Here is a 13,576-nt window from a genome sequence, read left to right on the forward strand (position 1 = left end):
AGCCATTCCATGTTGTTGTTGCCTCTGACAACATTATGCAAAGGGATGGGGGGTAAATCGTCTGATGGGCGTTGTATCTGCTATGGCACAACAACGCAGATAGAAATAAACCCGCCATTAAGGCGGGTAGGAGAAGAGAGATATATTCAGTCAATCCAGTTCAAATAGAATAATCAATGCATTTTTATCACCAGAAGATATTTACTACAGTGGGAAAACATCTCTCGTTTATGCTGCTCTCACGATGTAGTTAAAGGCGATATTTCGGGGGCGAGTCATCCCCCAATAACTCGGCCCCACAGAAGTTTGTATATTAGTCGTGCTGAGAAAGTAAAATGTCCGTGGTGTCGAATCAGGAATATCGACGTCTGATTGCTGAAGTACACCAATGCCATGTACCGCAGGGTAATCACCATTATCACCGGTAATATGTGACCCAGATTGATACGCTAGTAGCGCACGCCCTGCATCTACCCCGCGCCCATCATCCCAGCCGCGAATAAACTCACCACGCAAATCCGGCAATACTCCCGACGGGTAAACCTGTGCCAGCCGAGGATACAAGTTTTTATCAAATGCCTGGCCGTTGCATTTGAGCCAGCCCGAAGGCACGCTAGCCTGCGGCCAGGGCAGTGGAATGCCGGTTAGCTCAGCTACAGAAATAGCCCCAATATCCGCAGGTGACGGCTTGAATCCGGTGGTATAAATCTGCTCCCAGTCATTCTCAAAACCCTTGTTATCGCGTGATGTGCGATAACTCAGCCCCCGGTTACCATAATGCGCGGCAAGCTGAAGCGCAGTACAACTGGACGAAGAACCGTGGAAGTGCAGAACAGCCTCTGAATACGTCCCTAGATCTACCTTGTAAAACCCACTTTTGGCATCCCATGGCACGTCCCAGTTCGTGACGCTGCCGGTAAAATCGAGCGCGAACGCATTATCAGTGAGCGCATTATGCACAAATGCGGTTGTGGCCAACTGAGAGGAATTATTTCCGGAATTTATCGTTGGCGCAGTCGGTACCCCTGTCAGCGCCGGGCTTTCAATCGGTGCATACTGCTTGTGTGGATTTACAGCGGCAATGTGGGTCGCAAGTTGATTATCAACGTAAACCTTGACCTGAATCGCCTGCCCATCAACATATTGCCGACTCGCCAACACCACCGCTGGGTCAATTTTCAATGACACTGAGTCAGTCTGGCTGACAGCCAGAATCATACGCACCGTCTGTACACGACCTGAGCCTTCCTGCATCTGCGGTTTATAGGTTTCCGGGCAGTTGGCGACCGCGATCAAATCCCCATCCGCATCGTATAACCCGATTTCACGCAACCAGAACCCACCTTCATTCTCTGGAATTATCTGCTCGGCAATAATTTGGTTTGGATTAGCCGGATCCACGTTCAGGGTCGTTAATTCCGCCCGACGTTTTTCATTAATTAATGCCGTCTGAGCCAGATTAGGCGTTGTCGGGTTACCGCCGCCATCCCCTACTCCCATATGGGTAATATTCAGTATTTTCCCTAATGCCGTGGCATTCGCCAGTTTCGCTGCTCCCACCTGAGTGAGCAATGCTATATATTTTGCCGCCATACCATTTTCCTTCCAGGTTACCTTAAACAGTCACGTTGTATCGCCATAATACACAGCAAGAATCACCACCTGCTTTTTCAAGCCATTCCATGTTGTTGTTGCCTCTGACAACATTATGCAAAGAGATAGGGGGTAAATCGTCTGACAGGCGTTGTATCCGCTATGACACAACAGTGCTAATAAAAATAAACCCACCATGAAGGCGGGTAGGAGAAAGGTGAAATATTCAGTCAGTACATACTGAATAGAATACTCAACATGTCATTATTCTGAGAGGGTATTTATTTCATAAACAGAGTGTCTTTCGCTTATTATGCTGCTCTCACGATATAGTTAAAGGCGATATTGCGGGGGCGTACTGCTCTCCAGTACTCACCAGAAATCACAACTTGGCTCACACCACCGCTGGCAGGCATATAGATCACTCTTCCAACACCATCACCAATATCAACGTTACACTCAGACAAATTACCGATTGTCTGAACTGTCGGATCGACACCATTATCCCCCGTAATATGAGTCGCTCCTTGCATTGACAACAGCGCACGCCCCGCATCCACCCCGCGCCCATCATCCCAGCCACGAATAAACTCGCCACGCAAATCCGGTAACGTACCCGATGGATAAACTTGAGCCAACTTGGGATATAGGTTTTTATCGAAAGCCTGACCGTTACATTTAAGCCAACCAACGGGTACCGTAGCCTGCGGCCAGGGCAATGGAATACCTGCAATTTCATCAAGTGATAGGTTGGCACCTGAGACACGCCAATCGCCCCCTGTCGTCAGTAAGCGTACGTAAGTTCCGCTCTGCAATACGATACTGTCCGGCCCAGAAGGGGTCACTGAACCCACGATACCTTTCCCCGCCCCAGAGACCGAGAGCACACCGCCGCTAGCGTTACGCAGCTCAATTACCCCGCCTTGACATAGGGTTGCATCAGGCAAGGTCAGTGTAATACCGGGCGAAAGGATTTCAATAAAGCGCCCAAACGCATCACGGGTCAGTGTGGTCGACTCTTTTATCTGGTATATACCCTGTAAATTCCCCAGTGATCTTTGCACAAACGCCGTAGTCGCAATACTGCTATCCGCATCAAATAAAGGCGGTGTCGGTGCAGTGGGGTTACCGGTAAAGACCGGGCTCTCAATCGGCGCATACTGCTTGTGTGGATTCACAGCAGCAATATGTGCGGCTAATCCATTGTCGGTATATGACTTAACCTCCGTGACTTTCGTATCGGTATACGCCAACGAAGATACGTCCTTGTCGTCGACATATTGCCGACTCGCCAACACGACCGCCGGGTCAATTTTCAATGACACCGCATCAACCTGGCTGACAGCCAGAATCATACGTACCGTCTGTACACGGCCAGAACCTTCCTGCAACTGCGGCTTATAGGTTTCCGGACAGTTAGCTACCGCAATCAAATTATCATCGTCATCGTACAAACCAATTTCCCGCAGCCAGAATCCACCCTCGTTTTCCGGGATCACCTGTTCGACAATAATCTGGTTCGCATTAGTGGGGTCGATACTCAACGAATTAATCGCAGCACGGCGTTTTTCATTCAACAGCGCAGTCTGGGAGGGATCCGGCGTGGGTAATATACCACCGCCATCGCCTACGCCCATCCGTGCGATCGCCAGTTGTTTTCCCTGCGCGATAGCATTAGCCAGCCTGGCGGCTCCCACCTGGGTAAGCAGAGCCGTATATTTCGTGCTCATAGTATGTCTCATCAGAATTAGCGATAAAGGGACCCATGCTCAGGCATGGAGCAAATACCGCCACACCTGTCGACATGCGCTTTTTCAAGCGATTTAAGCCTGTTGTGGCAGTACCGGGCATTATGCTGACAGGCCAACAAAAAAACGCCTGATAAAGGTTGGAACAGCGATAGCACAACAGCCCCTATTCCGATTATTAATGCGATAAACAACGGGGAGCTGGATGATGATTAGTAACATCATTAGCATGACAGAAATATCATTCACCCAGAGAATCGACAGGCTGGTTATAGCGTTAGTCAGCATGCATTATTATTTTTCGGATAGTTGATGAAACAACGTTAAGGAGATAAGTCATGAAGATGAATTTTTCATTTCTTTTACTGGGACTGATGGCTGTTAGCTCCAGTCAGGCAAGCTCGTTAACCACCGATAATAATGAACAAAAACTCGAAGTTGGCTTTGGTGCGCCGACTTACAAGCAAACGCTGCATTACCGTAAACTCTATGAAAAGAAACCCTTTCCCGATGCGGAAATATTTTATTATGACAACGGTATTTATAAAATAATTTCCCAGGGTGAAGAGCATTATGGCGTCTACGTCATGCAGGGAAACTTTCAAGATCAAACATACACCATCAGATATATCTCATTGCCTTCCGAAGATTGGGGGAAAAAGACCGCTTTTCACCAGTTAACCTTTATTAATGGGGATAAGGAAAAATACTTTATACAAAATGCGATTGTCGACACGGGAGAAGCTATCGCACAACAGAATGGCACCTTTACCCTGGCAGAAAACAACATCAGTAACCCCATCACCCAGAAATGGCGTCACAATTAGACCCCAGCCGCGCTATTGGTAATCGATGTATCAGCCTGTGTTAGTTAAAGGCAGAAGCGTTATTAGTTATTGTGCGCCAAAAAAAAGCCCTCCATCAAGGAGGGCTAAAAGACAGGGATGGTGTCTATGGCAAGGAAAACAGGTTACTTCTTTAACACACTACTCTCGGCACTACTCTCACTACTCGGAAAAACACGCATTACTCGGTACTATCATTCATTACTCAAAACTATCACTGCTCAGGGTTCTCATCCTGCCCCTGACGGGACAGTTGCAAATCCTGGCTGTTCGACCCGGAGGTCGGCATCTGCTGACGCACAGCCTGCATCGCCTGCTCATGCTTCTGGTTCAACACCGCTTTTTGCTCCGGCGTCAGCATGTTGTACATCTGATTACTCACCCGGGCGATTTCTACCTGACGCGCAATCTGCGCCTGTACCATTTTGGCGACCTGCGCCTGCACCGCCGGGGCGTCGAATTTTTCTGCCGTAACCAACCGATGCATGATTTCCACATCGTTCGCCTCATAAGTCGGCTGTTCGTGGCGCACTTGCCGCATCAGGTCACGCATTTGCTGACGCTGATGTTCCGTCAGCCTCACACCGTCGAACATACCTTGCTGACTCTCTTCACGTTTCGTGGCAGAGTCATCCCGATAACAGTTCCCCACTTGTGGGGTATTGCTTTCGGCAGAGGCATCACTGTCGACAGAAGAATGATGCTCAATCGCCATCACAGTGCCGGTGACCAGCATCAGCAGTGAAGTAAAAGATAACGTGATGATGGTGCCCCGCATCTCATGACTCCTCTGTGTTCACCGACATGTGTTCACGTACAGCTTATGTTTGCGTAAAGTGTGCCGTGTACTGTTTGGCTAATCGATGGGCTTAGTCTAAATGCCTTGCTGCAAACATGCGTCAGACGATGTAAAACTAAGTAAAGTCATGGAATAGCGGCGATCTATGGCGTATTTTGCCCGTGGAGGTAGGTAAATCATGAATAAAATCCTGTTGGTTGATGACGATCGCGAACTGACATCCCTGTTGCGGGAATTGCTCGAAATGGAAGGCTTTACCGTCGTTGTCGCCCATGATGGCGAACAGGCGTTAAGCGTGTTGGATGACTCGGTTGACCTGTTATTGCTGGATATCATGATGCCGAAGAAAAACGGCATCGACACACTCAAAGAAGTGCGCCAACGCTACCAGACGCCGGTAATCATGCTTACCGCCCGCGGCAGCGAATTGGACCGTGTTCTCGGCCTGGAATTGGGCGCAGACGATTACCTGCCGAAACCGTTTAATGACCGGGAGCTGATCGCCCGTATCCGCGCTATCCTGCGTCGTTCTAATTGGACCGATCAACAACAGGCCGGCGAAGCCAGTGCCCCCACTATCGAAGTGGACGCGCTACGGCTTAACCCCGGTCGTCAGGAAGCCAGCTTCGATAACGAAGTGCTGGATCTGACCGGTACGGAATTCACCCTACTCTACCTGCTGGCACAACGTCTGGGGCAGGTCGTCTCGCGTGAGCACCTCAGTCAGGAAGTGCTGGGTAAGCGCCTGACGCCGTTCGATCGCGCTATCGACATGCATATCTCCAACCTGCGACGTAAGCTGCCTGAGCGAAAAGATGGGCTGCCCTGGTTTAAAACCCTGCGTGGCAGAGGTTATCTGATGGTGTCTACCGCATGATTCAGGCCGCCATCGTATGATAAACAGCCTCACCGCCCGTATTTTCGCTATTTTCTGGCTGACGCTGGCACTGGTACTGATGTTGGTGCTGATGCTGCCGAAACTGGACTCACGGCAACTCACCCCGCTGCTGGAAAACGAACAGCGGCAGGGGTTGATGCTAGAGCAGCACATCGAGGCCGAGCTGGCGAGCGATCCCGCCAATGATTTGCTGTGGTGGCGTCGCTTGTTTCGCGTGATCGAAAAGTGGGCACCGCCGGGCCAGCGCCTGCTGCTGGTCACCAGTGAAGGGCGGGTGATAGGTGCTCAGCGTAACGAAATGCAGATGGTGCGTAATTTCATCGGCCAGTCCGACAGTGCGGATTTCCCGCAAAAGAAAAAATACGGTCGGCTGGAGTTGCTGGGGCCGTTTGCTGTACGCGATGGTGAAGACAGCTATCTAATGTACATGTTACGTCCCGCCAGCAGCCCGCAATCCGATTTTATCAACCTGCTGTTTGACCGCCCGCTGTTATTGCTGATAGTCACCATGCTCACCAGTTCGCCATTGTTGTTATGGCTGGCCTGGAGTCTGGCGAAACCGGCACGCAAACTGAAAAACGCCGCCGATGATGTGGCGCGCGGCAACCTGAAACAGCACCCGGAGCTGGAGTCGGGCCCACAGGAATTCCGGGCGACCGGAGCCAGCTTTAACCAGATGATCAGCGCACTGGAGCGCATGGTCACCGCACAACAGCGCCTGTTATCCGATATCTCTCATGAGTTGCGCACACCGTTGACCCGGCTGCAACTGGCGACCGCGCTATTACGCCGTCGTCAGGGCGAAGGCAACGAACTCAACCGTATCGAAACTGAAACCCAGCGTCTCGACGGTATGATCAACGACTTGCTGGTGCTCTCCCGCAACCAGCATAAGAATGAACTGTTACGCGAAGAGCTACAGGCGGATGAGCTGTGGAACGATGTGCTGGACGACGCCCGCTTTGAAGCCGAACAGATGGGCAAAACTCTGGAGGTGTTATCACCACCGGGTCCGTGGCCGTTGTTCGGCAACCCTACCGCACTCGACAGTGCGCTGGAGAATGTGGTGCGCAACGCGTTGCGCTATTCGCACAGCCACATCGCGGTGTCGTTCTCGGTCGATGCGCAGGGCGTGACCATTGTCGTCGGTGACGATGGTCCTGGCGTCAGCGCAGAAGATCGGGAGCAAATTTTCCGCCCGTTCTATCGTACTGACGAAGCCCGTGACCGGGAATCTGGCGGTACTGGTCTGGGGCTGGCTATCGTCGAAACGGCACTGACCCAACATCGTGGCTGGGCCAAAGCTGACGAAAGCCCGCTGGGCGGTTTACAGCTCACACTCTGGTTACCGCTCTACCAGCGTTAGGATGTTTTGTCGCCTGAGCCGTCTCAAGGGCGCATCAAGATTAGGTGGAGAAGAGTGGGTGGAGAAGAGTAGGAACTCAGCTCCGGTGTGTGACGGTTTTTGGGCGCGGTGTAGCGCGCCCGTTGTCACATCCAGACCGTCAACCAATTGAGTTTTTCCTGTGGTCGGGTAGAGTGTAGACCAGTGCCACAGGCCCTGACTTGCCAACAAACCAGACCGCCCGCTGGCCATGCTGTTTGTCCCTTCAGTCATGCATGAACCTACACATGTTTGATGGATACGTTCTTGATGTTGCCTGACACCCTGCACAGGAAAAGGACATGAAAGGATTAGCCTTATTGGCTGGATTCATTGCCACTCTGGTACAAATGTCAGCGTATGCCTCCGGTGATGGGGTATGCGGTTTTTCCGATGCTGATTGCGGTATGCCCGCGCTTCCTTACCTTTTGCCGGATAACGACACCCGTACCAATCTCATGCTGCTGCAAAGCAGCCATAATCATATTCCGCTGCCTATCCCACAGCCAGAGCCGGATCAAACCCGTTCCCGCGTCGACCCGTTCACCGCATACCGTGTGATGGGGCTCGATGCAGCCGAAGACAATGACGGCGGCACTGACGCCGACACCGCAGCCGATCCCAGTGCACCCTCAGATGATAAAGCCAACGACGAGAATGCGTCACTGCTGCAAAAAGCCGTTCAGTTACGTTTCCCCGATACCGAGTTGGACAAACTGCGCGATCTGACGCCCGTCGATCTGGATGGCCGCTGGATATCCAACGACCTAACCACACTTGAGCGTTTTTTCGACCTGCTACTGGCGGACAAGTCGCTGAGCGACGCCCAGCGTACCCAGCTAGCCCTGGTCAGGACGAGGATGTTATCCAGCGATTACATCCTGGATAACGCGACAACCGATCTGGCCGATGTGCCTGAAACAGGCCACGCTGGCGAGTTACGACGCTACCTCATCAGCGCCACCGCATTTTATGACGGACAATTGGATCAGGCGGACAAAGGCTTCCAACAGTTGTTGCAAGCCGACCAGCCGTGGGTAGCAGAAACCGCCCGTTATATGCTGATTCGAGTGTCGATTAATCAGGCGATGAAAGACGCGCAGGACGAATACAACATGTTCGACCCGCGCAAGATGGATAAGGTGGCCGGGCAACAGGCGGTGCAGCGTATCGATGACTACCTGAAACTGTACCCCAAAGGGAAATACACCGACTCCGCAGAAGGCCTGTACCGCCGGGCCGAATGGATCAGCGGTGATACCGTCGCGCTGGCCCGACGTTTTAGCAAAGCGCTGGCATCAGCCACCAGCGTGGAGCAACTGCAAACCATCGGTAACGAAATTGACAACAAACTGCTGGAAGACAGTCGCTTTGTGTCCTCCGCCGACACCCCTATTCTGATGCTGGTGCAGGACATCAAACGCCTGCGCAGCCCCGATGGTTGGATGACTTTACCCGCCCTGACGCAGGAAGAAATCACCCATCAGCAACCGTTGTTTGAAAAAGCCGGTATGCAGGACGCCTTTCACTACCTACAGGCGGCGTTTCAGTATTACCAATTGCGGGACGACGCGGCGGTACTCAAAACCCTGCCGATGACCACCGCAAAGGATATCTCTGATGTAACCGCCTTTAGCAGTCAGGTGCTGCGCGGGCTGGCGATGCAACGCCAGAAACAGTGGGATGACGCGGAAGCACACTGGCGTCACCTGCTGACGTTGAAAACCACCTACACCCAGCAGCAGTATCTGCAACTGGCGCTGGCACAAACGCTGGTGGATAGCGACCATCCTGAGCGGGTCTTCACCCCCGAAAGCCCGGTCAAAAACCTGCGTTTTCGCTCTGCCATTCTGAAAGTCAGCGCCGATGCCGATCTGCTGCACCGACAGACCGGCCCGCAACAAACGCCGGAAGAACGCGCCATCGCCCTGCACACACTGCTCACCAAACAGCTCACACACCGCGATTACGCCGGTTTCCTGAAAGACAGCGAATTGCTGAAAGTCATCGCACCGCTGAAAAGCACGGAAAACATGAGCTGGAATGAAGAAGATCTGACGCTGTTTAACTGGGACGGCAGCGACACTGAAGATGGGTATGAATGCCCCACCTTGCAGGAAACAGTCACGTCTCTGAGCCGCAACGCCAACGATGCCCACGCACTCAACTGCATGGGTGAATTCTTCCTGCGCACCGGTAACGGCGTGGGGTTCGATTGGGGTGAAAGCAACATGCTCAACGGCCTGACGGATGCCACCGATTATTATCCCGGCCAGGAGTTCAACCGTCTGGATAATTACATGCAAGTGATTGCCGACGCGAAAGCCCCAGCGGAAGACAAGAGCTACGCGCTCTACCGCGCTATTTATTGCTATGCGCCTAGTGGCTATAACGACTGCGGTTCGCAGGATATCAGCAAGGAAACCCGCAAAGCGTGGTTCCGACAGCTCAAAACCGAGTTTAAAGGTAGCCAATGGGCGCGACAGCTCAAATACTACTGGTAGTCCGTTGTACTGTTGTGCTGACAAGCCTGCTGTGCCTGAGTATCACTGCTTACGGTGCCACCGTTGACGCCGCCCGTTATCACGCGTTCTGGTTATGGGCGGCGGTACAGCCGCAACCGGTGCTCGCGCAGGCCGATACGCTTTACCTTCATCAGGGGGAAATCGCCCGCCGGAACGGCAAAACCGTCTTTCTGCGCCAGGGGATCCCGGTCAGCACGCTACCGGTCAAACACCTGTGGTTGTCGTTTCGGGTGTCTGAATTGCAGTTGGACAAATCGGGGTGGCAACGCCTGTTACATCTTCGGCAGCGTTGGGCCGCTGCTGGTAATCACCTTGATGGCATCCAGCTTGATTTCGACGCTAAAAGCTACCACCTGTCCCAGTACGTTGACTTTTTACAGGCGTTGCGCCAGCAATTGCCGCCCGATTGCCGGTTAAGCGTTACCGGGCTGCTGGATTGGGCCAAAACCGGCGACGTCCGACAGCTTAATCGCCTGAGCGGCGTGGTGGATGAAATCGTAGTGCAAACCTATCAAGGGCGACACACGGTGGAGAATTACACCGCGTATCTGCCTGCGCTGTTGCGCCTGACCTTGCCGTTCCGGCTCGGGCTGGTACAACACGGCAAGTGGGATGAACAGTGGCAGCGGCGGCTGGCATCATCGCCATTCTACCGGGGCGAAGTGGTGTTTCTACTTAACCCGACACCCGCGCGTCGTACCCCTATCCTTGCCTCTCATCAGTGGTGATCAGCTCTGCGATCCAGATGAGGTTCACGTGATTAAACCTTCAGTCAATTCACCTGCCTGTTGTTTCGAGCACACAGAAAACCACTTCCTCACTCCAAGGGTGTCGCCCCTGATCCCGCATTACTGAATAAATTATTGACAACGCTTACTCGTTCCAATGTACGGTTTTTAGTTTAATATTTTGAATAACGCTTTAATGGTACAGTTAAAAGACAAATAATCTTTTAACTGTGCAATGAACGAGATTTTCTTTCTAATCACTTTTTCAGTAAATCTGAAGGATACCTTCAACCAGAGGGGATTTTACTGTTTCACCATCCCGCTAATATTGACGCCATGATTTGCATTCAACTCAAGAAAACATAATGAAAATCTTGTCAGTCAGTTGTCGCGGTTCCGTACCTGTGGAGACCGCCATGTTATGGATGACGCGGGCGGGCCGTCTGGATGATTGATGATATGAAATCCAGACAGCAGCATGCGTCACGGGCCAAAAGCGAACAGACCAAAGAACGCATTCTGGAAGCAGCATCAGAAATAATCCGGGACGGCGGGCTACACGCCTGCACTCAACGGGCTATCGCCGCTGAGCTGAATATTTCACCCGGTACCATTACCTGGCATTTCAGAATTCTTGACGATCTGCACGATGCCGTTATCAGAAAGGCTGTTGAAAATTTTAAATCGCAGACGTTGAAGTGGTTCAGTGAGTGCCCACCGGACAAGCCCGAAGTTCAGTTAACCCGGTTTCTTTGCTGGACGATGCAGCAGCAAGCGCGGCTCCTGAGCGAATATGAACTTTTCGTTGCCGCCGTTGCACGACCCCGACTAAGAGAGAGTGCGATGGAATGGGTCCGAACGCACAGTATGATTCTGCAACAGCACTTCCGTATGAATGCGAAACAGGCGGATGCCGTAGTGGCTTATACCGATGCCTGGTTACTACGCAGCCTTCTCAGCAACGGCACTGAGAAGCCTGACGAACACATGACAGAGCGTGTCTTTCTTTCCATCATCCAGACGCCGTAATCGGATTGTTTTCCCATAAAAATTTTTAGAACTATGCCGGGCCTTTCACGGGTCAGGTCCGGCCGCGCCATTCTGGAAACAGAATAATCAAGTAGCCGCTTTATAACGGATTTATTTACCTTAAAAGAGGTTCATGCATGAAAAAGCAATTTAACTATCTGAACATAAGCACGCTGTCACTTCTGCTTATCGCAGGCGTTTCACATGCCGCCGTCTCGCCCGAGACACGTTCCCTTGACGAACTTTACCAACGCGCATTGCAAGAAGGCCACGAAGTCACCGTCTATGCTGGTGGCGACACGGCAGGTCAGCAGGATGGCATCAAAGCCGCGTTTGAAAAACGGTTTCCTGGCATGAAACTCAACGTCATCGTGGATTACAGCAAATTTCACGATGCACGTATTGATAACCAACTGGTGACCGGCACGCTGGTGCCTGATGTGGTTCAATTGCAAACGCTACAGGATTACCCGCGCTGGAAACAGGAAGGTGCGCTCCTGAACTATAAGCCCAGGGGATGGGACCAGATTTATCCGACGTTCAAGGATCAAGACGGTGCATGGACAGGTGTTTTTGTGGACGCGTTCTCAAATGTCGTTAACACAAAATCCCTGCCTGAAAAGGAGTGGCCAAGAGAAGCTAACGATTATTTAAATCCATCACTTAAAGGAAAAATTGTCGTTACCTGGCCAAACGACGATGATGCAGTTCTTTTCTGGTTTAAACAGGTCGTAGACAGATACGGCTGGGAATACGTTCAGAAATTTGTTGAGCAGAACCCGCAGTTAGTCAGAGGTACGCAAGCGCCTGCCGATGATGTCGAGAGCGGCAAGGCAGTAGCGACCTTCTCAACCGATGGCAGTCTGGTACCGGATGAAAAAGCACATTCGCGCTTCGTACTCCCGCAGCATGACCCCTTCGTATCCTGGGCTCAGCGGGCGGCCATCATGAAAGGTGCCAAACATCCTGACGCGGCCAAGCTCTATCTCAACTGGCTTACGGACAAAGAGACACAACAAAACACCTGGTACATGTGGTCCGTCAGAACAGATGTGACCCCACCAAAAGGCTATAAGCCTATCTGGGAGTACAAAAATACCAATCCTGATGCTTTTGCGAAATTCATGCAGGACAGAGGAGCCGTGGAACGCTTCCGCTCACAGATGACACTTTACTTCGGAGAAGTGAAAGGCGAGCCCTCACCTGGATGGTTAGGCTTACACCCACGCGAAGCCTTAGCGCATTAAAAACACACGCCTTTCGTGATGGATGGCTGTATCAACGCGGCAGTTAAACAGTCATCCATCCTGCATGCCATCGGGCGAAATAGCCTGTTTCTCGATGGCATGCGCAGTCAGTCAGCGGCGGCCGCCGAATCCATTCTGACGCCAGGCTTCGTAACTGATGATCGCCACCGAATTGGACAAATTCAGGCTACGGCAATTGGGTTCCATCGGAATACGGATGCGGTTTTCCGGTGCAAAACCATTGCGAATTTCATCCGGCAGACCGGCGGTTTCCGAGCCAAACAACAGCACATCACCCGGCTGATAGTCAGGCTCATCGTAAGGACGGCTGCCTTTGGTGGTACAGGCGAAAATCCGCTGCCCTGCCACGGCCTGCAAAAAATCCTGATAATTACGGTGACGGCTGACATTCGCCAGATCGTGATAGTCCAGCCCGGCGCGACGCAGCTTTTTTTCCTCGAAATCAAAACCCAAGGGTTCGATCAGGTGCAACGAGCAACCGTTGTTGGCCGCCAGACGGATAATATTGCCGGTGTTGGGAGCAATCTGCGGCTCATAGAGTGCAATATGAAACATGATAAAGTCAGGCACGAAAAAAGGTGGGCGTCAGTATATACCCAAAATAATTCAAGTTGCAGGAAGGCGGCAAGTGAGTGAAGCCCGATGAGCTTACTCTAGTAAGTGATTCGGGTGAACGAACGTAGCCAACACACCTGCAACTTGAAGTATGACGGGTATAGTCTATTCCCTGTCGATACCCCAGCAACGACCTGTGTAGCA

The 13,576-nt window shown here is 52.0% G+C and carries 11 protein-coding genes; 7 read left to right on the top strand and 4 right to left on the bottom strand.

The features are described 5' to 3' along the window. Nucleotides 1-228: 228 nt before the first annotated feature. Together DZE2538_RS18870 and DZE2538_RS18875 are read right to left on the bottom strand one after the other, a co-directional pair. On the bottom strand, nucleotides 229-1,593 hold the full coding sequence (locus tag DZE2538_RS18870; RefSeq protein ID WP_038916990.1) for a phage tail-collar fiber domain-containing protein: 1,365 nt from the start codon (nucleotides 1,591-1,593) through the stop codon (nucleotides 229-231). Nucleotides 1,594-1,904: 311 nt separating this feature from the next. Further along, nucleotides 1,905-3,323, bottom strand: coding sequence for a phage tail-collar fiber domain-containing protein (locus DZE2538_RS18875; RefSeq protein ID WP_038916991.1), 1,419 nt, complete (start codon nucleotides 3,321-3,323; stop codon nucleotides 1,905-1,907). A gap of 356 nt (nucleotides 3,324-3,679) precedes the next feature. Here DZE2538_RS18875 and DZE2538_RS18880 point away from each other — a divergent pair, with 356 nt between their 5' ends. Next, complete coding sequence (locus tag DZE2538_RS18880) at nucleotides 3,680-4,168, top strand: hypothetical protein (protein ID WP_012886593.1); 489 nt, start codon at nucleotides 3,680-3,682, stop codon at nucleotides 4,166-4,168. A 232-nt stretch (nucleotides 4,169-4,400) separates the two neighbouring features. On the opposite strand, the gene cpxP is transcribed toward DZE2538_RS18880, so the two are convergent. Further along, a complete protein-coding gene (cpxP, locus tag DZE2538_RS18885; RefSeq protein ID WP_019845402.1) occupies nucleotides 4,401-4,964 on the bottom strand; it encodes a cell-envelope stress modulator CpxP in 564 nt (187 codons plus the stop codon). Nucleotides 4,965-5,163: 199 nt separating this feature from the next. Here cpxP and cpxR point away from each other — a divergent pair, with 199 nt between their 5' ends. From cpxR to DZE2538_RS18915, 6 genes are all read left to right on the top strand, one after another. Further along, a complete protein-coding gene (gene cpxR, locus DZE2538_RS18890; protein WP_023641014.1) occupies nucleotides 5,164-5,862 on the top strand; it encodes an envelope stress response regulator transcription factor CpxR in 699 nt (232 codons plus the stop codon). A 16-nt stretch (nucleotides 5,863-5,878) separates the two neighbouring features. Continuing rightward, entirely contained in the window at nucleotides 5,879-7,249 is a 1,371-nt protein-coding gene (cpxA, locus tag DZE2538_RS18895; RefSeq protein ID WP_023641015.1) for an envelope stress sensor histidine kinase CpxA, read from the top strand. Between the two features lie 320 nt (nucleotides 7,250-7,569). After that, nucleotides 7,570-9,771 (top strand): hypothetical protein, encoded by a 2,202-nt coding sequence (locus DZE2538_RS18900; RefSeq protein ID WP_038916992.1) that lies wholly within the window; start codon nucleotides 7,570-7,572, stop codon nucleotides 9,769-9,771. Next, nucleotides 9,741-10,520 (top strand): DUF3142 domain-containing protein, encoded by a 780-nt coding sequence (locus DZE2538_RS18905; RefSeq protein WP_038916993.1) that lies wholly within the window; start codon nucleotides 9,741-9,743, stop codon nucleotides 10,518-10,520. Before DZE2538_RS18900 ends, DZE2538_RS18905 begins: the two co-directional genes overlap by 31 nt. A gap of 459 nt (nucleotides 10,521-10,979) precedes the next feature. Continuing rightward, entirely contained in the window at nucleotides 10,980-11,549 is a 570-nt protein-coding gene (locus DZE2538_RS18910) for a TetR/AcrR family transcriptional regulator (protein WP_038917229.1), read from the top strand. A 137-nt stretch (nucleotides 11,550-11,686) separates the two neighbouring features. Beyond that, entirely contained in the window at nucleotides 11,687-12,796 is a 1,110-nt protein-coding gene (locus tag DZE2538_RS18915) for an ABC transporter substrate-binding protein (RefSeq protein ID WP_019845396.1), read from the top strand. 111 nt (nucleotides 12,797-12,907) lie between these two features. On the opposite strand, the gene DZE2538_RS18920 is transcribed toward DZE2538_RS18915, so the two are convergent. Then, on the bottom strand, nucleotides 12,908-13,372 hold the full coding sequence (locus DZE2538_RS18920) for a tRNA (cytidine(34)-2'-O)-methyltransferase (RefSeq protein WP_012886602.1): 465 nt from the start codon (nucleotides 13,370-13,372) through the stop codon (nucleotides 12,908-12,910). Nucleotides 13,373-13,576 lie beyond the last annotated feature (204 nt).

It is taken from the genome of Dickeya zeae NCPPB 2538, assembly GCF_000406165.1.
In the GTDB taxonomy this organism is placed as follows: Bacteria; Pseudomonadota; Gammaproteobacteria; order Enterobacterales; family Enterobacteriaceae; genus Dickeya; species Dickeya zeae.

Excerpts from the sequence above, each read along its gene's own strand:
- DZE2538_RS18870 (WP_038916990.1), bottom strand. The coding sequence starts at position 1,593 with ATGGCGGCAAAATATATAGCATTGCTCACTCAGGTGGGAGCAGCGAAA.
- DZE2538_RS18875 (WP_038916991.1), bottom strand. The coding sequence starts at position 3,323 with ATGAGCACGAAATATACGGCTCTGCTTACCCAGGTGGGAGCCGCCAGG.
- DZE2538_RS18880 (WP_012886593.1), top strand. The coding sequence starts at position 3,680 with ATGAAGATGAATTTTTCATTTCTTTTACTGGGACTGATGGCTGTTAGC.
- cpxP (WP_019845402.1), bottom strand. The coding sequence starts at position 4,964 with ATGCGGGGCACCATCATCACGTTATCTTTTACTTCACTGCTGATGCTG.
- cpxR (WP_023641014.1), top strand. The coding sequence starts at position 5,164 with ATGAATAAAATCCTGTTGGTTGATGACGATCGCGAACTGACATCCCTG.
- cpxA (WP_023641015.1), top strand. The coding sequence starts at position 5,879 with ATGATAAACAGCCTCACCGCCCGTATTTTCGCTATTTTCTGGCTGACG.
- DZE2538_RS18900 (WP_038916992.1), top strand. The coding sequence starts at position 7,570 with ATGAAAGGATTAGCCTTATTGGCTGGATTCATTGCCACTCTGGTACAA.
- DZE2538_RS18905 (WP_038916993.1), top strand. The coding sequence starts at position 9,741 with ATGGGCGCGACAGCTCAAATACTACTGGTAGTCCGTTGTACTGTTGTG.
- DZE2538_RS18910 (WP_038917229.1), top strand. The coding sequence starts at position 10,980 with ATGAAATCCAGACAGCAGCATGCGTCACGGGCCAAAAGCGAACAGACC.
- DZE2538_RS18915 (WP_019845396.1), top strand. The coding sequence starts at position 11,687 with ATGAAAAAGCAATTTAACTATCTGAACATAAGCACGCTGTCACTTCTG.
- DZE2538_RS18920 (WP_012886602.1), bottom strand. The coding sequence starts at position 13,372 with ATGTTTCATATTGCACTCTATGAGCCGCAGATTGCTCCCAACACCGGC.